The sequence below is a fragment of the Kitasatospora sp. NPDC004745 genome, assembly GCF_042873275.1.
Lineage (GTDB): Bacteria > Actinomycetota > Actinomycetes > Streptomycetales > Streptomycetaceae > Kitasatospora.
Genome location: NZ_JBIALK010000011.1, coordinates 94740 through 115105, shown reverse-complemented (window position 1 = coordinate 115105; position 20366 = coordinate 94740). Strand labels below are relative to the sequence as shown.

Below are 20366 nucleotides of genomic sequence, written 5' to 3'. Positions count from 1 at the left end.
GGGCGGCGTCCACACAGATGGACGATGTTGTTACCCGAAAGAAGTACATACGCGGCGAACGCTCGGGGCCCACCGCCCGCCGTCTCTACCGTCGGACGGGTGACAACGCGTACTGAAGCACCGCCGGCCGCCGTGCTCGCGGCGTACGACCGGCAGGTGGACGGCCTGTTCACCTACTGCCTCTCGGTGCTGTGCGAGCACGACGCGGCCGCCGCCGCCCTGCACGAGGTCCGCGAGCTGGCCCGGCGGCACGGCGCCCGGCTCGCCGAGCCCGGGCTGGTCCGGGCCTGGCTGTTCGCACTGGCCAGGTACTGCTGCCTGCGGCGTCTGGCGGACGGCGCCGGGCGGGAGCCCGGAGCGGAGCCGGCCGAGGCCGAGGCGGCCCGGCGGCGGCGCGAGCTGGCCTCGCTCGCCTGGCCGGAGGCGGCCGGCACCGATCCCGAGCAGCGCGAGGCGCTGGAGCTGTCCGTCCGGCACCGGCTGACCCCGCACGAGGCGGCGGCCGTCCTGGGGCTGCCGTTCGAACGGACCCGCGCCCTGCTCGCCGCCGCCGAGGCCGAGGTGGCCCGGACCAGGGCCGCGCTGCTGGTGCTCGGGGTGGGCAGCTGCCCGGAGCTCGACCGGCTCGGCGGGGCCGGGGCGGAGTCCTGGCGGGACTGGGTACTCGGTCCGGCGCTGCGCCGGGAGCTGGTGCAGCACGTGGTCGACTGCCCGACCTGCCGGGGGACGGCGGAACGGGTGGGCGACGAGGCGGCGGAGGGCTCGGCCGGGCTGTCCGGGCTGGCGCTGCTGACCGCGCCCGCGGCCGCACCGGTGGAGGGCGGGGCGGCGGACGGCGGGGCCGCGGAGGGCGGGACGGGCACGCACGAGGCGGGCGAGGACAGCGCGGCGGGCTACCTGCCGACGGCGTCCGGGGCCGCCCGGCGGGCCCGGCGGGCGGCCGGGGCCCCGGCGGTGGATCCGGGACTGCGGTTCGACCAGGGCGGCTTCCCCCGGCACCGGGCGCCGGACACGGGCCGCGCGCTGGCGGTCCGCCGGCGGGTGGTGACCACCGGGGTGCTGGCCGCCGTCCTGGCCGCGCCGGTGGTCGCGCTCTGGGCGGGGCACCGCGGCGGCGGCGAGTCGGGGTCGGCGGCCTCGGTCTCCACGGTGCGGGTGGAGGAGGCCGGCCGGGCGGGCGGGCAGCTGCCACCGGACGCGCGGCCGTCGGCGGGTGATCCGGCCGGCCCGGAGTCGTCCGCGGTCCCCGGGATGGAGTTGGCGGGTGCCGGGGCGGTCACGTCCGGTTCCGGCACTGCAGAAACGTTGTTCCCCGGGATTCCGCGGCTCGCCCTCCAGGGACCGGCCGTACCGGTACCGGCCCGCGGCGCGACCCCGATCGGCAGCCCCACCCTGGTCGCCGCCCCCGCCCCCGCGGTCGAGCGGGTCACCGCTCCCTGGCCGGGCCAGGCCGCACCGGCCGCGACCGGGCTGCTCACCGTCGAGGCCGGCGAGTACGGCAACCGGACCGTCCTCACACTCACCAACTCCGGTGCCACCGAGATCCGTTGGCGTGCCGCGCCGGACGCCGGCTGGCTCCGGCTCAGCCGTGACTCCGGGACGCTGGCCCCGGGCCAGCGGATCACCGTGATCGTCACGGTGGACGAGGACCTCGCCCCCACGACGCACTGGACCGCCCGGATCGCGCTGCCGCCCTCGCAGGCGGTCGTCACCCTGGAGGGCGGCCCGCACAACCGGGGCGGTTCGGCCTCCTCCCCCGCCGACCCGGGCCCGACCGCCACGGCGGCTCCGGGGACGACACCCGGTCCCACACCGACCGGCTCGACGGGCTCGAGCGGTTCGACCGGCTCAACGCCCGGTGGCACTCCGAGCGGGACCCCGCGACCGTCCGGATCGGCGACGGCGTCCCCGTCCCCGTCGGGTTCGCCCTCCTCCGTGCCGCCGTCGTCCTCGCCCTCCTCCTCGCCGAGCTCCTCACCGAGCTCCTCGCCGTCCGCGCACCCGTCCTCGCAGCCCTCCTCGCAGCCGTCCTCGCAGCCGTCGGGCTCTCCCACGGCCGCCCCGGCGGGCGGCGCGTCCCCGGCCGCGCGCTGAGGCACCCGGACGGCGGGGGGGACGGGCGGAGCGGTACGGCCCGAGCGGTCAGCTCCGCCGGATCGGCGGCACCCGGTAGCTGCCGTCCAGCACGGCCTGCTTCGGCTGGTAGAGCCGGATGATCGGACGGAACTCGCCGGGCGGCGTGGGCAGCCAGTTGGCCGCCGTCGGCCCGTCCTCGGGTTCCTCGTGCTGAAGCGTCAGGGTGAGCGAGCCGTCCTCGCCGTAGACCAGGCCCGGGGTGCGGTCGCCGATCGAGTAGCGCCCGATCGGGTTCTCCACCAGGTAGTAGTCCGGCAGCCCGTACATCGTGACGGACCAGAAGGCCTCGGCCGGCGGCGGCTGGTCGAAGTGCAGCGTGTAGCGGTGCTCGCCGCTGAGCGGGCGGCCGTCGGAGTCGTCGTAGGTCATCGCGTAGGACGCCTCGTAGGCGTGGTTGCCCCAGAGGCCGGCCCGGGCGGCGGCGGCCCGGCTGAGGTAGCCGGCGCGGCGGTCGGGGATGCGCCAGTCGGGTTCGTCGCGGGTCCCGGGCCCCAGGTGGTCGATGTTGTAGTCGAACAGGTGGAGCGCCGAACGCCACTCGCCGAGCGGGTGGTCCTCGGGCGGGCGGGTGGCGTCCTCGACCCGTTCCCGGCCGGCGGCCAGGCCCCTGCCCAGCGCGAGCGTCCAGTCCGCGGCGGCCGCGCGGTACGGCGAGGCACCCGGGTCCAGGAGGCCGAGCGGGGCGAAGCGCCGCTGGTACTCGACGTCCGGCCCGGCCGGCAGGAAGGCCTGCATCCAGACCCTGAGCCGTTCGAAGAAGGCCAGCCGCTCGGGGACGTCCGGGTCCGGCTCGGGCAGCCCGGCGACCAGCCCGCCGGGCTCCAACGGCTCCAGGGTGAGGGCGGCCTGGAGGGCCTTGACCCGGGGGAGGTCGCGCGGGCCGGTGCAGGCGAAGCGGCCGACGATGGTCGCCACCGTGGTCGGCACCTCGATCACCCGGGTCGGGTCGGGCGGTGTGCCGTGCCAGCCCGGCGGGACGACCAGCCAGGTCTGTTCCTCGGTGCCGGTGGCACGGCTCCCGAGGTAGGCGACGTTGTCCGTCCAGGCCCCGACGAACTGCAGCACGTAGTAGGCGCCCGCGGTGTCCGGGACGCGCAGCACCTGCGGGCCCTCGGAGAGGTCGAGCTGGGCGACCGAGTAGACGGTGTCGTTGTTGACCGAGACGAAGTGGTCCCTGGGCCCGGCCAGCCGGGTGGCGTGGCTGAAGTGGTTGAACTCCGCCACCGGAAGGGTGCCCAGGCCGCCCTTGGTGAAGCGCTCGACCATGGTGAGGCCGGCGACGAGCGGGTAGCCGTAGACGTAGGCGTCGGCGGCCAGGGCCTCCAGCTCGGGCTGGGTCATCGGGTGTCCTTCGTCAGGTCGGTGCGGGGATGCCGGTCGGGTGCCTGTGGGGTGCCTGTCGGGTGTCGGCGCTCGCCGTGGGCGGTCACCGCGGCGGCGGGGCGGTCACCGCGGGTCGAGCGGCGGGAGCCGCCAGCGGCCGTCGAGCACGGAGCGGTCCGGCCCGTAGAGCCGGGCGACCACCGAGAACGGGCCGTCCGGGGCGGGCAGCCAGTTGGCGGAGTGCCCGGCGTCGGCGGGGCGCTTGTGCCGGACGTGGAGGGTGAGTCCGCCGTCCGGGTCGCGGACCAGGCCCGGGGTGCGGTCGCCGATCGAGTAGCGGTCCAGGGTGTTGTCGGTCAACAGGCGGTCCGGGAGCCCGTACATGGTGACCGACCAGAAGAACCGGGCCGGTGGCAGGTCGTCCGGGCCGAAGCGGATCACGTAGTCGCGGTCGCTCGCGTTCGGCGGCCGGTTGCCGGCGCTGTCGACCGGCCAGCCGCCGTACCAGGCCTCCTCGGCAGGCAGCCCGTAGAGGCCGAGCCCGGCGCCCACCGCCTGGCCGAGGAAGTCCGCGCCGACCTCTCCACGGGTGCCGAACAACCCGGCCGAGGTGCCGGGTTCACCGGTGGCGCGGGCCAGCCGGGCGCGGCCGTCGGCGATGCCGCGCTCGATCTCGGCGCGCACCGCGAGGGGCAGTGCGGCGGGTTCGAACTCGCCGCGGCCGTCGACGCCCAGGTCGGTGAGGCGCCCGCGCAGGTCGGTCTCGGCGGGCGGCAGCGCGACCTCGCCGTGCAGCGGGAAGAAGCCGAGCAGGAAGTCGAGGAAGGTCAGGAACTCGACGGTGCCGAGCACCTCCTCGCGCCACACCGGCCAGACCGGCTCCGGCGCGGGGGCGGGCGCCGGGGTGCCCGCGTAGGCGTGGAGCGGGCGCAGCCGGTAGCCCTGCTGGACGGCCGACAGCTCGGCGAGCTCCGCCGGTGTCCCGCCGGCCGGCTGGGTCCGGCCGACGATCCCGACCAGCCGGGTCGCGGTGCGGATCACCCCGCGGACGCCGGGGGGCGGCTCGCCCTGCCAGCCGGGGCCGGCCACCAGGTGGTCGCCGGCCTCCGGGCCGGTGGTCCGGCTGCCGATGAACCCGGCGTAGACGGTGTCGAGTTCGTGCAGCGGGAGGACGTAGTAGCGGTCCGTCGCCGGGACCGACACCACCCACGGCTCGGCGCGCAGGTCCAGCCAGGCCCAGGAGTACGGGGTGTCGTTGTTCGGGGTGACGACGTCGGTGTCAGCCGGGGTGGACGGCCGCCGGTGGTGGCGGAAGACGCCGAAGCCGCCGACGTGGCGCGGGTCCGCGTCGTCCAGGGCCTGCGCGTACAGGGTGCGGTAGTTCCGCAGCATCGGGTAGGCGCGGATCCAGGCCTCGGCGACCGTCGCACGGATGGTGGCCGGGTCCACGAGTGCCGGGTTGGCCATGCGCGTCGCTCTCCCCAGTGCACGGAAGGCCGGCGACGCCGGGGCGGGCCGGAATTCTGGACATACGAGTACATAGCGGATGCTATGCGGGGCCGGGCGGGGCGGCACGTCGGCCGACCGGTGGGGGCGGGGCGGCACGGGGCCGATGGGGCGGGGTGGGCGGGCCCGGCGGCCCGCTCTGCCCAGCGCTAAGCAAGGGTCACCGACGGCCGGCCGCGGACAGACTTGCCCGCATGAAGATCCTCCTGCTCGGCGGCTCGTCCTTCCTCGGACGGGCCTACGCATCCGACGCCCTCGCCCGCGGCCACGAGGTGACCACCTTCAACCGCGGCCGCACCACCGCCGACCTGCCCGGTGTCGAGACCGTCCGGGGCGACCGCGACCACGCCGACGACCTCGCCCGGCTCGTCGAGGGCCGCAGCTGGGACGCCGTCGTCGACACCTCCGCGCAGCAGCCCGCCCAGGCGGCGGCCTCCGCCGCACTGCTGCGCGGCCGGGCCGACCACTACACCTTCGTCTCCTCCGTGCACGCCTTCGCCGACTGGCCCGCCGGAACCGTCACCGAGGACTCGCCCCTGCACCCCTGCCCCGCCGACACCCCTCCCGGCCAGCCGCCCGGCAACCCGCTCAAGGCGGGCTGCGAACGGGCGGTCCTCGACGGCTTCGGCGCCGAACGCTCGCTGATCCTCAACAGCGGGCTGCTCATCGGCCCGCACGAGAACGGCGGACGGCTGCCCTGGTGGCTGGAACGGATGGCCCGCGGCGGGCGGGTGCTGGCCCCCGGCGACCGCCGGCGCACCATGCAGGTGATCGACGTCCGGGACTTCGCCGCCTTCGGGCTCGACCTGCTCACCGCGGGAACCACCGGTCGCTACGTCACCACGGCCCCGCCCGGACTGCTCACCTTCGGCCAGTGGCTGGAGACCTGCCGGGAGGTGGCCGGCGCCGCGGACACCGAGCTGGTCTGGGTCGACGACGCGGCGCTGCTCGCCGAGGGGCCGGACCAGGTCGAGCCGTGGAGCGAACTCCCGCTCTGGGCGCCCGACGTGCCCGAGCTGACGGGCGTCTGGCTCGCCGACACCGGCCGGGCCCGGGCGGCCGGGCTGCGCTGCCGGCCCTTCGCCGAGACCGCGCGGGACACCTGGGAGTGGCTGCGGAACCGCGTCTCGGCCGAGGACACCGACGCCGAGGGGCGGAAGGGCCGCAAGGAGGCCGCGGTGCGGCAGGGCATCGAACCGGCCAAGGAGCAGCGGCTGCTGGCCGCCTTCGGCTGAGCCCCGCGCCGGCTCCGGGACGGGGCGCCGGGATCGGCCTCAGCGGCCGGGCCTGGCGACGTGGACGGCGCCGGGGCCTGGACGGGCCTCAGTGGCCGACCCGGCGCTGCCGGTGCACGCAGGGCGCGGGGCCTGGACGGGCACGCCGCAGGGGTGGGCGACCGGGCCGGGCCGGCGCCCACCCCTGCCGCCCCGGGTCAGTGCTTGCGGCGGGTGACCAGTTCGGCGAGCGCCAGCAGTTCGTCCGCCGCGGACGGTTCCGGAACGGCGGTGGCCAGCTGGGCCATCGCCGCGGCCATCCGCTCGCAGGACTCGCCCTGCGCCCAGCCGCGCCCGCCGGCGCCCTCGACGGCAGCCGCGCACTGCGCCAACTCCTCCGGGCTGAGCGGGCGTTCCAGCGCGTACAGTTCGCCCAGCCGGGCACCCTCGGGGGTGCCGGAACCGAGCGCCGCGACCACCGGCAGCGACTTCTTCCTGGCAACCAGGTCCGCGCCCACCGGCTTGCCCGTCACCGCGGGGTCGCCCCAGATCCCGATCAGGTCGTCGATCAGCTGGAAGGCCAGGCCGATCTCCCGGCCGAAGCCGTCCATCGCCTGCGCGGCCTCCGTCGAACCGCCCCCGTACAGGGCCCCCATCGCGCAGGCGGCGCCGAGCAGGGCCCCGGTCTTCGCCTCCGCCATCGCCAGGCACTCGGTGAGGGAGACGTCGCTGCGCTGCTCGAAGGCGCAGTCGATCTGCTGCCCCTCGCAGAGCTCGACCACGCAGTCGGTGAGCCGCCGGGCGGACTCCCGGGCAGCCGGGTCCGGGTCCTCGGCGAGCAGCCGGAGCGCCAGCGAGTGCATGGCGTCCCCGGCCAGGATGGCCTCGGTGGTGCCGAACACCCTCCAGGCGGTGGGGCGGTGGCGGCGCGTCACGTCGCGGTCGATGACGTCGTCGTGGAGCAGGGTGAAGTTGTGCACCAGCTCGACGGCGGCGGCCGCCGCGGTGGCCCTGGCCGGGGTGCCGCCGAGCGCCTGGGCCGCGGCGAGCACCAGGGCCGGCCGGATCGCCTTGCCGGAGGGGGCGGCCGAGGGCGAGCCGTCCGCCTCCCACCAGCCGAAGTGGTAGCCGGCGACCCTGCGCATCGCGCCCGGCAGCGAGTCGACGGCGGCCCGCAGGACCGGGTCGACCAGCGTGCGGGCCCGGGCGAGGACGCCCTCCGCCTCGTGCCCCTCCCGGTGGTCCCGTTCCAGCGTGGAGCTCGTCATGGGTTTCTCCCCCCTGTTGGCCTGTGGTGAGGCCGTCGGGCCTGCGACAGGACGTGTCGGCCCGCCCGGGGCGGGCCGCTGTGAAGTACCGGCGGTGGGGCGCTCGGCCCGCACGAAGGCGCGCCGCCCGGCCCGGGGTGTGGGCGCCCCGGCTGGGCGGCGCGGGATGGCCGGCCGGCGTCGGTTCCGGTGGTCGGCGTTCGGTGCACACCGCTCCGGTGGTCGCCGTTCCGGCGTCGGTTCCGTGGTCGCCGGCCGCGTTCTAGCGCTGCGCGATGTCCACGTTCTCCAGGACGCCGACCGCGTCCGGCACCAGGATCGCGGCGGAGTAGTAGGCGCTGACCAGGTAGGAAATGATGGCCGTCTCGTCGATTCCCATGAACCGCACCGAAAGGCCCGGCTGGTACTCGTCCGGAATTCCGGTCTGGTGCAGGCCGATGACGCCCTGGTTGTCCTCGCCGACGCGCATCGCGATGATCGAGCTGGTGTGGCCGCCGACGATCGGGATCTTGTTGCACGGGAAGACCGGCACCCCGCGCCAGGCGGTGACGTGCCGCCCCTCGACCTCCACCGTGCCGGGCACGAGGCCGCGCTTGTTGCACTCGCGGCCGAAGGCGGCGATGGCCTTGGGGTGGGCGAGGAACATCCTGGTGCCGCGGCGCCGGCTGAGCAGCTCGTCCATGTCGTCCGGGGTGGGCGGCCCGGAGTGGGTCTGGATGCGCTGGTCGTACGCCGCGTTCTCCAGCAGGCCGAACTCGGGGTTGTTGACCAGCTCGTGCTCCTGGCGCTCGCGCAGCGCCTCGATGGTCAGCCGCAGCTGGTGCTCCGTCTGGTTCATCGGCTGGTTGTAGAGGTCGGCGACGCGGGTGTGGACCCTGAGGATGGTCTGCGCGACGCTCAGCTCGTACTCGCGGGGCCTGAGCTCGTAGTCCACGAAGGCGCCGGGCAGCTCGTACTCGCCGTGGTGGCCGGCGGAGAGGTCGATCGCGGCCTCGCCGTGCTTGTTCTGCGCCTGCTGGAAGCCGTTCAGGTACTCGATGATCTGCAGCTGCAGCGCCTCGGAGCGGTCGTGCAGCTCCTGGAAGGCGGACCAGGGCAGGGCCATCACCGTGCCCGAGGTCGCGGCCCGGACGGTGTACGGCCAGGTGCCGTCCTCCTGCTGCAGGGCCTCGTCGCCGAGGTGGTCGCCGTCGGCGAGGGTGCCGACCACCGTCTCGTCGCCGTACTTGCCGGTGCCGATCCGCTCGAGCTTGCCGTGCGCGATCAGGAAGACCTCGTCGATCGCCGCCCCGGCCGAGACCAGGACGTCGCCGGCGCCGAAGTCCCGCTGGACGAAGCGCCCGGCCAGCTCCTCCAGCAGGGCCTCGTCCTGGAACCCGCGCAGCGCTGGCACCTCGGCGAGCGTCGGCGCGACGATCCGCACCTCGGGGCCGGTCTTGACGAAGCTCACCCGACCGCGGCCGACCGAGTGGCGCAGGCGGCGGTTGACCCGGTAGGTACCGCCGGACACCTGCACCCAGGGCAGCGTCCTGAGCAGCCAGCGCGGGCTGATGCCCTGCATCTGCGGCGCGGACTTGGTGGTGGTGGCGAGGTTCCGCGCACCTGCCGTGCTCAGACTCTGCTGCTGCCGGATCTCCGGCTGCGCGCCCGGCGCAGGAATACCGGCAGTGGTTTCGGTCGACATAAGGGGAGCCCTTCGCATACCCGATTACCCGATGACGTGTCGCCTTGCACATTCATGTTGCAGCTTCATGGTGAGGCCATTCGGGGGCGGGCCGCAATCACTCTTTCGAGTGGTTCGGAATAACCGAACAAATAGTACGACTGGATCACCTGATCGATGCTTGTTCGACTAATTATTCGAATTTATCGGAATGCCGCTGCCCATCCTCCCCCATCGACACCCCCTCCGGCAGCGGAACCGGGCAGCGGCCACCCGGACCGACCCGCCTGTTCGAATCCTCGCGACGGCCCGCTAGGGTGCCACCTCACAGGGCCGCCCGGGCAGTCGGCGCACGGTCCCGCCCCGCACCCTGACACTCCGTCACGCCATGCCCCGGGAGGCAGCCTTGGGAGCGCCGGTACGCGTCTGGCTCAACCGCACCTACGCCGAGAACGTCTTCTTCATCGAGCAACTGCACGCCGCACCGCGCCCGGTGACCGTCCACGCCACCCACGCCGACCCCGACTCCCCGGTGCTCGCCGCCGCCGACCACGGCACCCTCGAACCCGCCGACCTGCCCGCCGACGCCTACGTCGGCTACGCCCTCGACTACTGCGCCCGGCACGCCATCACCGTCTTCGTCCCCCAGCTCCACCAACTCGCCGTGGCCCTCGCCCGGCCCGAGTTCGAGGCGATCGGCACCACCCTGCTCTCTCCCCCCGCCACCGCCGTCGCCGCCTACGCGGGAAAGGACGACGGCTACCGCGCGATATCCGCCGCCGGACTCCCCACCCCGCCCTGGTGGCGGGTCCGCACCGCCGCCGAACTCCACGAGGCCGTCGACCGGATCGAGGCCACCGGGCACACCCCCTGCCTCAAGCCCACCACCGGCGCGGGCGGCGCGGGCTTCCGGGTGCTCACCCGCGAGCCGTACGGGCCGCAGCGGCTGCACGGCTGGGACCACCGGGTCCAGGTCGAGCAGGTGGCCGCCGCGCTGTCCGGCGACCGGGCCGGCGGCGGGCCCGGGGAGGAGCCGGCGGACCTCCTGGTGATGCCGTACCTGGACGGGCCCGAGGTCTCGGTCGACTGCCTCGCCGACCGGGACGGCACCCCGCTCACCGCGGTCGGCCGCACCAAGGACGGCCGGCGGCGCGGCTTCACCACCGACCCGCGCTACCTGGAACCGGTCGGCCGACTGGTCCGGGCCGGCCGGATGGCCTACCTGTCCAACATCCAGTTCCGCGAACTGGACGGGCAGCCCGTGGTGATCGACGTCAACACCCGCCCCGCCGCCGGGCTCCACCAGCTCCGGCTGTGCGGGCTCAACCTGCCCTGGGACGCCGTCCGGCTGGCCCTCGGCGAACGACTGGAGGCCGTTCGGCCGCCGGACGTCCGGGGCGTCGAGTACACGCTGGTGTCCGACATCCAGCCGGTCCGGCCGCGCCGGGCACCGGTGGCGGTCGACCTGGTGCGGCAGCACTGAGCCGGGCGCGGCAGGCGGCGGGACGTGGCTCCGGGGCTCCGGGGCTCCGGGGCTCCGCAGGGACGCTGCGCCAGGGGCCGGCTACAGGGGGCCGTTCCAGTCGAGCGTCGGCTCCAGCACCCCCTCCAGGGTCAGCAGCCAGCGCTTCACCTCGATCCCCACCCGGCCGCCGCCGAAGCCGCCGATCCCGTCCGCCGCCACCACCCGGTGGCAGGGCACCAGCAGGGCGACGGGGTTGGCGGCCATCATCTGGCCGACGGTCCGCGCGGCCAGGCCGGGCTCGGTCACGTCCTCGAACACCCCGCTGCGGGAGGCCAGTTCGCCGTAGGTGATGGTCCCGCCGTACGGCACCTCCTGCCAGAGCGTGCGCAGCACCGTCCGGTGCGGGCCGGAACTCAGGCTCCAGTCGATCGGCAGGCCCAACTCCCGGCTGCGGCCCGCCAGATAGGCGCCGATGCGGTCCGTGACGGCGGCTATCCGCGACGCGTCGGTGCACGGCGGCAGCTCACCCTCCCGCACGCCGTACCCGGCGGCCGCCACGCCCAGCGGCGTCACCGCGACGTGCATCGGACCGCTGGGCAGCGGCGTCTCCACCGTCAGCCAGGACATCGACCGGGACTGCGACACGCTCGGGCCCCCACCCTCCGCCGGACCGGGTGCCGGCCACCCCGACACCCCCGGGGCAGGCCCGACCGGCCCGCCCCGCGCGCCATCGTACGGCGGGCGGGGCGGGGCACCTCCGGTTCCGGTTCCGGTTCCCGCTCCGGCTCCGGCTCCGGTTCCGGCTCCGGTTCCGGTTCCGGCTCGGTCGGACGCGGCAGCCGTCAGAGCCGCCCCTTCAGCTCCGCCGCGAGCGTCCGGGACCACCGCGACAGCTCGGCGCGGTCCGGCGTCCGTCCCTCGCACAGCAGGGCGAGCTGCGCGTCGTTGATCCGGTTGGGCCCCGGGATCTCCAGCAGGTACGCCAGCTCCGCCAGCACCGTGGCGAGCCGATCGGCGTCCGCGTGGTCCAGGGCGACCGCGGATTCGTGGTGGCTGATGGTGAGCGAACCGGGCATGGCCGACCTCCTCCGTCGTCCCCGCACCTCCACGGTACGACCGGCCCGGCCGCCGCGCTCCCCGCCGGGGCGACGGGGTTCGGCAGCCGGGCCGGAGGTGCGCTCCGGGGCCGGCCGGGCACGGTGGGCGACGAACCGCGCCGGGCCGGGGGTGCGCCCGCGGAGCGGGTCGGGTGGGGGCGGACCGGCGGAACCATCAACACCACGGCCCCCGACGCGAGTTGCCAGACCACCCCGAGCAGCAGCACCCTGCCCACACCGATCCGGTCCGCCGCCGGCCCCGCCGCCGCCAGCCCCAGCGGGCCCAGCACGAACGCGCCGAGCGCCCCGAACGAGTTCACCCGGCCGAGCACCTCGGGCGGCACCCAGGCCTGCATCGTCGTGGCGTACAGCGCCCCGCAGACCGCCGAGCCGACGCCCGCCGCCAGCGCGGCCGCCGCCACCCACGGCAGCGGCGCGCCGGCCGCCAGCGCCGCCGAGGGCAGGGCCCACCCCAGCGTCGCCACGGTGGCCACCGCGAGCGGTCGGCCCGGCCTGCGCCCGAGCATCAGCAGACCGCCCAGCACCGCGCCGACGCCGTACACGCCCATCACCACGCCCCAGGCGCGGGCGCCACCGAGGTGCCGCTGGGCGGTGAGCGGTCCGAGCACCAGGAACGGCGCCCACACCACCAGGTTGAACAGTCCGGTCTGTACGGTGGTGATCCAGAGCCACGGCCGGCCGGCGAACTCCTTCCACCCGGTGCGCAGTTCGGCGGCCATCGACTCCTCGCCGCCGGCCGCCGACGCCGTCCGCGGGGAGCTGCGGAGTCCGGCCAGGGCCAGCGCCCCGACGCCGTACGTCACCGCGTCCACCACCAGCACCACCGCCGGGCCGCACGCCGCCGTGAGCAGTCCGGCCGCCGCGGGCCCGGCCACCGCGGCCGCCGAACGGGACAGCCCCACCAGGGTGTTCGCGTCGCCCAGGAGCTCCCGTCGGCGCACCAGGTCGGGCACCACCGCCCCGAAGGCGGGCAGGAACAGCCCCTCGCCGACCCCCCAGACGGCCACCAGCGCGACCATCGCCCACACCGGCGCGTGCCCGGTCGCCAGCAGTGCGGCGAACAGCGCCTGGACGAGCCCCCGTAGGACGTCCGAGCCCAGCATCACCCGCCGCCGGCCGAACCGGTCCGCGATCAACCCGCCCGCCGGCAGGACCAGCACCACCGGCAGGATCCGGGCCGCCATCACCCACCCCAGGTCCGTGCCGTCGCCGCCCGCCCCCGCCCCGCCGCCATCGCCGCCCAGCACCGCGAAGGCCACCGCCACCGGTGCCATCGAGGAGCCGAGGAGGGAGGTCGTGTAGCCGACGAAGAACCGGCTGAAATCGCGCTCGCCCAGCACGGCGAGCCGGCCTCCCGGCCGCCGTCGGCGGGCCTGGATCCGTTCCGTGTCCACTGCCATGGGCAGCAAGTGTGCGTTCCACCGGGAACCGGATTCAAGGATTTCCGGGAAAAACTTGAGCCTTTCCGCATCAATTCTGCACGCCCCTTGGATTGCCGCAGTAAATCACCACGGAATAGCAGTTCAGCTGCTGTTCACCGGGCATCGGGAGTACTCTCGAAACGGCTCGGAACACCTCGTTTACTGCGGAAGAGATGGAAGGCCCCGGCATGACGGAGCTCCCCCCGGTCGAGTACGCCGTCGCCGTGGACCGCTACCTCTCCGACGCCGGGCTCGCCCCGGGATCCCGCCGGATCTACCGCATCGCCCTGGACACCTGGGCCTGGGCCCTCGCCGACCGCCCCGCCCCCACCGGCCCCGGACGACGGCGCGCCCGACCGCCCGTCCTCCCGCTCGCCCTGCTCGACCACCCGGACGCCGCCGGCCGCCTCCGCACCGCCGTCGAGCTCCGCACCACCGCGACCGACCCGCGCACGCTCAACCGCGAACTCTCCACCCTGCGCGCCGCCGTGGTCTGGTGGCGGGCCCGCGGCTGGCTCGTCGGCGACCCCACCACCGACCTGCGCCCCCGCCCGCCCGTCGGCCCGGCCGCCGCCCCGCTCACCCCCGACGAGCTCCGCGCCCTCTTCGCCCTCCGCGCCCCGCTGCGCGAGCAGGCGCTCTGGCACCTCCTCCACGAGTCCGGCGCCGCCATCGAGACCGTCCTCGCCCTCGACGCCGACGACCTCGACCTGCCCCACCGCCGCACCCTCCACCGGCCCGGCCGCACCCCCCTCCACTGGCAGGCCGGCACCGCCCGGCTGCTCCCCCTGCTCGTCGCCGGGCGCACCACCGGCCCGCTCTTCCTCACCGACCGCCGCGCCCCCGCCGGCACCCCCGCCGCCGACCGCTGCCCGCTCACCGGCCGCGCCCGGCTCTCCTACCGCCGCGCCGCCGAACTCCTCGCCACCCACTCCCGCCCGCTCACCACCCCGCCCGACCCCGCCTGGACCCTCCGGCGGCTCCGCAGGTCCTGAGGCATGTCGCCCGGGTCCGGGGCGTAGGAGTCCCCGTCGTCCGAGTCCGGGTCGCCGGCGTCCCTGTCGTCGGAGTCCGGGTCGTCCACCGGCGGTGCCACCGCACGGCGGCTCTGCGGGAGCAACGCGTCCAGGCGGCCGGCCAGTTCGGGCAGGCCCGGGCGGTCGGCCGGGTCCGGCCGCAGGCAGCCGTCGATCGCCTCGGCGAGCGGACGGGGCAGCCGGCGCGCGCGGCCCACCGGTGGCGCCGGGCCGTCCGGGGCCGGGCCGGCGAAGGGGACGTCCCCGGTGGCCGCCTCGTACAGGGTGATGCCGATCCCCCAGACGTCCGCGGCCGCCGTGAGCAGGCCCCCGCCGGCCTGCTCGGGGGCGAGGTAGCCATCCGTCCCGACGCCCGGGCGCCCCCGGCCCGGCGGGCGGGCGATGCTCAGGTCGAGCACCTTGGCGTGGCGGCAGTCGATCACGATGTTGGAGGGCTTGAGGTCGAGGTGCAGCAGGCCCTGCCCGTGCAGGTAGCGCATCGCCGAGCAGAGGTGCAGCCCGAGCAGGGCCAGGTCGGTGGCGGCCGGCCGGCGGCTCCGCCGGTCGATGAGGTGGGAGAGGGTCTCGCCGGTCAGGGTCTCCAGGACCGCGTACGGCTGCGGGTGTTCGCCCGTGCCGTAGCCGCGCACCAGGTGCGGGTGGGTGAAGCCGGTCAGCCAGCGGCCCTCCTGGAGCAGCCGTTCGCGCAGCCGGCGGTCGCGGCGGCGGTCGGGCCGGAGCACCTTCACCACGCAGCGGCAGTCCCGTTCCTCGCTCCAGGCGTCGTAGACGTCGAGCCAGCCGGTGCGGCACAGGTGGGCCAGGACGGGGTAGCCGGGGGCGAGGGGTGTCCCCGCGGGCAGCGGAGGTCGGGTGTTCAGCGGTCGGGTGTTCATCGGACGGTCTCCTGCAGCGGTGTCGCGGGGACGGGCCGGGCGTGCAGCCGGTCGAGCCGCGCGTAGCCGTCGTTGCGCGCCAGCAGCTCCTCGTGCGTACCGCAGTCGGCGAGGCGGCCGCCGTCGAGCAGCACGATCCGGTCGGCACTCCGGACGGTGAGCAGATTGTGCGAGATGATGATCGTGGTCCGCCCCCGCATCAGCCGTCCCAGCAGCTCCATGACCCGCTGCCCGGACCCCGCGTCGAGCCCGGTGGTCGGCTCGTCGAGGATCAGCACCGGCGCGTCGCGGACCATCGCCCGGGCGATCGCGAGCCGTTGGCGCTGCCCACCGGACAGCAGCCGGCCCTGCTGCCCCACCACGGTGTCGTAGCCGTCCGGCAACCCGACGACGAAGTCGTGCACGTCGGAGGCCCAGGCGGCGGCGAGGATCTCCGCGTCGCTCGCGTCCGGCCTCCCGTACGCGATGTTCTCCCGGACGGTGCCGTGGATCACCAGGGTCTCCTGCAGCAGCACCGTGACGTTGTCCCGCAGGTCCGCCAGCGCCAGCTCGCGCAGGTCGATCCCGTCCAGCCGGACGGCACCGCGCTCCGGGTCGTAGAACCGCAGCAGCAGCTTGGAGACCGTCGACTTGCCGGCCCCGCTCGCGCCGACCAGCGCCACCGTCTCGCCCGGTTCGGCGTGGAACGACACGTCGAACAGCGCCACCCTCTTCGACCCCGGGTAGCGGAACCACACCCCGTCGAAGGTCACCGCCCCGCGCACCCGGGCCGGTCTCAACGGCACCGGTGGATCGGCCACCTGCGGGCGCTGGTCGAGCAGTTCGATGATCCGCTCGGCGGCGGCGGAGGCCGAGTAGAGGCCGTTGCTGAGCCGCGAGATCCCCCGGATCGGCCCGTACAACCGGCCCAACAACGCCACGAAGACCAGCAGTTCGCCCAGCGTCAACCGCCCCCGGGACAGCTCCCAGGCGCCCAGCCCCAGCACGATCAGCCCGCCGGACAGCTCCAGCACCTCGACGATCGGCGCGAACAACGCCCGCAGCCGGGTCGCCGCCATCGTCGCCCGGAACCGCGCCAGGCTCTCCCGCAGGAACCGCTCCTGCTCCCAGTCCTGCCGGTTGTACGCCTGCACCAGCGCGATGTTGCCCAGCGTCTCCTCGGCGAGTGCACTCACCGAACCGCTGCGCCGTCGCCGCTCCCGCGAAGCGGCCTTCACCAGCACCGAGAAGCGGCGCGCGAGGAACCAGAACAGCGGCGCCACCACCAGCGCGACCAGGGTGAGGTCCCAGCGCAGGTAGAACAGCACGGCCAGGAAGACGGCGAGCTCCGCGGCGTACGCGACGGCGTCGAGGACGCCCGACAGCAGGAACGTCTCGACCGCCTCGATGTCACCGGTCAGCCGGGACAGCACGTCACCGAGCCGCCGCCGCTCGAAGAACCCGAGCGACAGGCCCTGCAGGTGCCGGAACACGTCCGACCGCAGGGCCAACAGGAAGCGCTCGCTGACCCAGGCCGAGGTCGTCTCGTCGGCGAAGCGCAGGCCCCCCGCCACGACGGCCAGCCCGGCGTAGCCGAGCGCCACCGGCAGGAACAGCCCGAGCCTGCGCGGCACCAGCACCTCGTCGACGACGACCTTGAACAGCCAGATCGCGGCCGCGTCGACCACCGGGCCGAGCAGGACGAACCCCAGCAGGAGGGCCAGCCAGCGCCTGCCCCCGCGCGTGTAGGGCCAGAACCTCCCGAAGGTCCGCCGCAACGGCACCGCCGGAGCGGCGTCGACGACCGGCCGGCCGTCGCCCTCACCCGCACCGACGACCGTCAGCCGCCGCAGTGACCACACGGAACTCGTCCAACCCTGGGAACTCGGCCGGGCCCGGGGCCCGGCCCTGACAGGACGGCGGAGCCGTCAGTGCCGCGACGACGAAGTGCGCCGACGGCGACGGTGGGTGCCCGTCTTCGAGGTCCTGGTCGAGCGACCGGACTTGGTCCGCTTGTGCGGATGCCTCATCGCCGGAACCAGATTGGCCAGCATGCCCATCACTGTCTCCTTCCTCATCCGTTTCCCCACCAGGAGGTACGCACCACCCCGGCCCCCCGCTCACCACCGCCCCACCCGATTCCGGAACCCGCCCGCCCCGCCACCCCGGCAACGACAAAGGGCCGGCCCCACCTGGTCACCAGGTGGAGCCGGCCCTTCACGCCGCTGAGCCCCCTGTCGGGTTCGAACCGACGACCCCCGCTTTACAAGAGCGGTGCTCTGGCCAGCTGAGCTAAGGAGGCACGGTGGCCGTCCGCGATGGATCACGGCGGCACCGGGGGCAGTCTACCGGGCCCGGGTGGTGGGGTGGGGGGATATCCGGGGGTCGGCGGGGTGGGTGGGCGTGATGGAACCGATGCCGAAATCGGGCGGGACGGGGGCTGACAAGCGGCGCGGGCGCAGGTAGCGTCGCCGGGAGTCGGCCTGCGCAGTGGTTCAGACCACCGGGTGGGCGGACGGAGACGAACCAACCCCCCTTTACTCGGATCGTCCGGCACGTTCCTGCCGGTGAAGGAGAGAACGACCATGGCTTCTGTCACGTACGACAAGGCGACCCGGATCTACCCCGGTGCCAAGGACCCGTCGGTGGCGGCGCTGGACCTGGAGATCGCGGACGGCGAGTTCCTCGTGCTCGTCGGCCCGTCGGGCTGCGGCAAGTCGACCAGCCTGCGCATGCTGGCCGGCCTGGAGGACGTCAACAGCGGCGCGATCCGGATCGGCGACCGGGACGTCACGCACCTGCCGCCGAAGGACCGGGACATCGCGATGGTGTTCCAGAACTACGCGCTGTACCCGCACATGACGGTCGCGGAGAACATGGGCTTCGCGCTCAAGATCGCCGGCGTGAACAAGTCGGAGATCCGCACCAAGGTCGAGGAGGCCGCGAAGATCCTCGACCTCACCGAGTACCTGGACCGCAAGCCGAAGGCGCTGTCGGGCGGTCAGCGCCAGCGCGTCGCGATGGGCCGCGCGATCGTGCGCCAGCCGCAGGTCTTCCTGATGGACGAGCCGCTGTCGAACCTGGACGCCAAGCTCCGCGTGTCGACCCGCACCCAGATCGCCGGCCTGCAGCGCCGCCTGGGCATCACCACGGTGTACGTCACCCACGACCAGACCGAGGCGCTCACCATGGGCGACCGGGTCGCGGTGCTCAAGGGCGGCGTGCTGCAGCAGGTCGACTCCCCGCGGAACATGTACGACCGGCCCGCCAACCTGTTCGTGGCCGGCTTCATCGGCTCGCCGGCGATGAACCTGGTCGAGGTCCCGCTGGTGGACGGCGGCGTGAAGTTCGGCGGCTCGGTGGTCAACGTCTCGCGTGACGACCTGGCCGGCGCCGGTTCCGACAAGACGGTGACCGTCGGCATCCGCCCGGAGCACTTCGAGATCGTCCCGGCGGGCGGCATCGAGGGCGTCGCGGTGACGGTGAACGTGGTCGAGGAGCTCGGCTCGGACGGCTTCGTCTACGGCACCACCAAGATCGGCGGCGAGGACAAGGAGCTGGTCGTCCGCGTGCACGGCCGGCAGATCCCGGCCCGCGGCGAGACGATCCACGTCGTGCCGATCGCCGACGAGACCCACGTGTTCTCCACCAGCACGGGCGCCCGCCTGAGCAGCTGACGGGGCGGCCCGGGTGCGCCCGGGCACACCGCCGTGCGGAGCCCGTCGGACCTGCCCCGGTCCGACGGGCTCCGTCCGTACACCCCCGCGTCAACACGGCGCGGGGACGAACCCGGACACGGTGTCACTCGATGGTGTAACGGAGGGCGATCCGGCCCGCACCCACCGCTACGCTCCTGAGCGTGAAGCAGCTTGTGCGCCGTATCGGCCAGACCGTCGCCCTGACCCTGCCGGTCGTCCTGGTGACCACCGGCACCCTCGCCGTGACCCGCGTGCCGTGGGCCCCGCCGACCGGCCTCGACCAGCAGGTCGTGGCCGCGTCCAGCGGGGACGGCGCCGGGATCGGCCGCACCGCGACCGCCGCCGCGGACCGCTCCTCGGACGCGCTCGCCCCACAGGAGTCGCTGCGGGTGGCGCTGCTGGACGAGCTGCGCGCGAAGAACCCGTCGGCGGCGCTGGACCTGCTGGAGCGCTCGATGCGCGAGCAGCCGTCGCTGACGCCGTACTGCAGCTCGCTCGCCTCCGAGCTGGGCAAGGCCGCGGTGCGCAAGTACCAGGGCGACGTGCAGCGCGCCCGCTCCTTCGCCCGCCCGGTCTGCGACGGGTCGTTCGCCGCCGGCATCGCGGGCTGACGCTGCCCCCCGGCCGGCCCCCGGCACCACACCGGGCGCCGGAGCCCCACGACGGCCTCCCCCGCAGCAGACGCCGCAGCCCGGACCGGGCCGCGGAGCCGCCCTGGCTCCGCGGCCCGGTCCGCGCCTTATTGTTCAGCCATGACCGCTGACTCCGGCCCCACCGCCGACCCCGCGTCCCAGCCGTCCCGCTCCCCCCGCTCGCCCCGGCCGACCACGACGCCCGTCACCCAGGCCGTGATCCTGGCCGGCGGCCAGGGCTCCCGGCTGCGGCCCTACACGGACGACCGCCCGAAGCCGCTGGTCGAGATCCCGGGGACGGGCACCCCGATCCTCGGTCACCAGCTGGCCTGGCTGGCCTCCGAGGGCGTCACCGACGTGGTGGTGTCCTGCGGTCACCTGGCCGACGTGCTCCAGGAGTGGCTGGACAAGGCGGACCTGCCGCTGCGGGTGCGCACGGTGGTCGAGGAGGAGCCGCTCGGGCGCGGCGGCGGCCTCAAGTACGCGGCCCGGGCGCTGCCCCGCCCGGACGAGCCCTGGTACGCCACCAACGGCGACATCTGGACCAGGTTCAGCCTGCGCGAGATGGCCGCCTTCCACCACGAGCGGGACGCCGTCGCCACGCTCGCGCTGGCCCGGCCGCGGATCCCCTGGGGCGCGGTGGAGACCGACCAGTTCGGCAACGTGCTGGACTTCATCGAGGCGCCGCCCTCACCGTTCCTGATCAACGCCGGGCTGTACGTGTTCAGCCCGGAGTTCGCCGAGCTGCTGCCGGACGTGGGCGACCACGAGCGCACCACGTTCCCCCAACTGGCGCGCGGCAAGCGGCTGGCGGGCTACCAGCTGCCGCAGGGCGTGTACTGGCGCGCCATCGACACCGCGAAGGACCTCACGGAGGCGGCCAAGGAGCTCGCCGCCGGGGCCGGCCGCGCCCCGCAGTGAACCGCCGGCGGTGACCGGGGCCGCGGCGCCCGCCGAGCAGGCCGCGACACCGCAAACGGGCCCGCGGCACCCGCCAGGGCGACCGGGACCGCAGCGCCCGCCGGGCCCGC

15 protein-coding genes and 1 tRNA gene are annotated in these 20366 nt (G+C 75.0%); 7 read left to right on the top strand and 9 right to left on the bottom strand.

Features of this window, described 5'->3' with window-relative positions; translation table 11 throughout:
• Positions 1-99 precede the first annotated feature (99 nt).
• Positions 100-2094, top strand: a complete 1995-nt coding sequence (locus ACFYUY_RS19785; RefSeq protein ID WP_387902043.1) for a sigma-70 family RNA polymerase sigma factor — start codon at positions 100-102, stop codon at positions 2092-2094.
• 48 nt (positions 2095-2142) lie between these two features.
• Here the strand turns inward: ACFYUY_RS19785 and ACFYUY_RS19780 are convergent, their stop codons facing one another.
• Positions 2143-3477 carry a DUF1254 domain-containing protein gene (locus ACFYUY_RS19780; protein ID WP_360212708.1) on the bottom strand — a complete coding sequence of 445 codons (1335 nt, stop codon included), beginning with the start codon at positions 3475-3477 and terminating at the stop codon, positions 2143-2145.
• 105 nt (positions 3478-3582) lie between these two features.
• A complete protein-coding gene (locus tag ACFYUY_RS19775) occupies positions 3583-4926 on the bottom strand; it encodes a DUF1254 domain-containing protein (RefSeq protein WP_387902040.1) in 1344 nt (447 codons plus the stop codon).
• Positions 4927-5159: 233 nt separating this feature from the next.
• Between ACFYUY_RS19775 and ACFYUY_RS19770 the strand changes: the two genes are divergently transcribed.
• Positions 5160-6200 (top strand): NAD-dependent epimerase/dehydratase family protein, encoded by a 1041-nt coding sequence (locus ACFYUY_RS19770; RefSeq protein WP_387902037.1) that lies wholly within the window; start codon positions 5160-5162, stop codon positions 6198-6200.
• Between the two features lie 197 nt (positions 6201-6397).
• Here the strand turns inward: ACFYUY_RS19770 and ACFYUY_RS19765 are convergent, their stop codons facing one another.
• Complete coding sequence (locus ACFYUY_RS19765; protein WP_387902034.1) at positions 6398-7447, bottom strand: family 2 encapsulin nanocompartment cargo protein polyprenyl transferase; 1050 nt, start codon at positions 7445-7447, stop codon at positions 6398-6400.
• Positions 7448-7709: 262 nt separating this feature from the next.
• Complete coding sequence (locus ACFYUY_RS19760) at positions 7710-9131, bottom strand: family 2B encapsulin nanocompartment shell protein (protein WP_360212700.1); 1422 nt, start codon at positions 9129-9131, stop codon at positions 7710-7712.
• Between the two features lie 385 nt (positions 9132-9516).
• Between ACFYUY_RS19760 and ACFYUY_RS19755 the strand changes: the two genes are divergently transcribed.
• Complete coding sequence (locus tag ACFYUY_RS19755; RefSeq protein WP_387902031.1) at positions 9517-10593, top strand: ATP-grasp domain-containing protein; 1077 nt, start codon at positions 9517-9519, stop codon at positions 10591-10593.
• An 81-nt stretch (positions 10594-10674) separates the two neighbouring features.
• Here the strand turns inward: ACFYUY_RS19755 and ACFYUY_RS19750 are convergent, their stop codons facing one another.
• Both ACFYUY_RS19750 and ACFYUY_RS19745 read right to left on the bottom strand, forming a co-directional pair.
• Entirely contained in the window at positions 10675-11220 is a 546-nt protein-coding gene (locus ACFYUY_RS19750) for a methylated-DNA--[protein]-cysteine S-methyltransferase (protein WP_360212696.1), read from the bottom strand.
• A 211-nt stretch (positions 11221-11431) separates the two neighbouring features.
• On the bottom strand, positions 11432-13093 hold the full coding sequence (locus tag ACFYUY_RS19745; RefSeq protein ID WP_387902028.1) for an MFS transporter: 1662 nt from the start codon (positions 13091-13093) through the stop codon (positions 11432-11434).
• A 209-nt stretch (positions 13094-13302) separates the two neighbouring features.
• Here ACFYUY_RS19745 and ACFYUY_RS19740 point away from each other — a divergent pair, with 209 nt between their 5' ends.
• On the top strand, positions 13303-14109 hold the full coding sequence (locus ACFYUY_RS19740) for a hypothetical protein (RefSeq protein ID WP_387902025.1): 807 nt from the start codon (positions 13303-13305) through the stop codon (positions 14107-14109).
• Here ACFYUY_RS19740 and ACFYUY_RS19735 read toward each other — a convergent pair.
• From ACFYUY_RS19735 to ACFYUY_RS19725, 3 genes are all read right to left on the bottom strand, one after another.
• Positions 14013-15026, bottom strand: coding sequence for a serine/threonine-protein kinase (locus ACFYUY_RS19735; RefSeq protein ID WP_387902022.1), 1014 nt, complete (start codon positions 15024-15026; stop codon positions 14013-14015). The genes ACFYUY_RS19740 and ACFYUY_RS19735 overlap by 97 nt on opposite strands.
• Complete coding sequence (locus ACFYUY_RS19730; RefSeq protein ID WP_387902019.1) at positions 15023-16867, bottom strand: ABC transporter ATP-binding protein; 1845 nt, start codon at positions 16865-16867, stop codon at positions 15023-15025. Before ACFYUY_RS19730 ends, ACFYUY_RS19735 begins: the two co-directional genes overlap by 4 nt.
• Positions 16868-17233: 366 nt before the next feature.
• A tRNA-Thr gene (locus tag ACFYUY_RS19725) sits at positions 17234-17307 on the bottom strand.
• 283 nt (positions 17308-17590) lie between these two features.
• Between ACFYUY_RS19725 and ACFYUY_RS19720 the strand changes: the two genes are divergently transcribed.
• The 3 genes from ACFYUY_RS19720 to ACFYUY_RS19710 all read left to right on the top strand — a co-directional run bounded on the left by ACFYUY_RS19720 (position 17591) and on the right by ACFYUY_RS19710 (position 20256).
• Positions 17591-18682 (top strand): sn-glycerol-3-phosphate ABC transporter ATP-binding protein UgpC, encoded by a 1092-nt coding sequence (locus tag ACFYUY_RS19720; RefSeq protein WP_360211288.1) that lies wholly within the window; start codon positions 17591-17593, stop codon positions 18680-18682.
• Positions 18683-18864: 182 nt separating this feature from the next.
• The gene (locus ACFYUY_RS19715) at positions 18865-19314 is read left to right on the top strand and encodes a hypothetical protein (RefSeq protein ID WP_360211286.1); all 450 of its coding nucleotides are present in this window, start codon (positions 18865-18867) and stop codon (positions 19312-19314) included.
• Positions 19315-19455: 141 nt separating this feature from the next.
• Complete coding sequence (locus ACFYUY_RS19710) at positions 19456-20256, top strand: nucleotidyltransferase family protein (protein ID WP_360211284.1); 801 nt, start codon at positions 19456-19458, stop codon at positions 20254-20256.
• Positions 20257-20366: the final 110 nt, after the last annotated feature.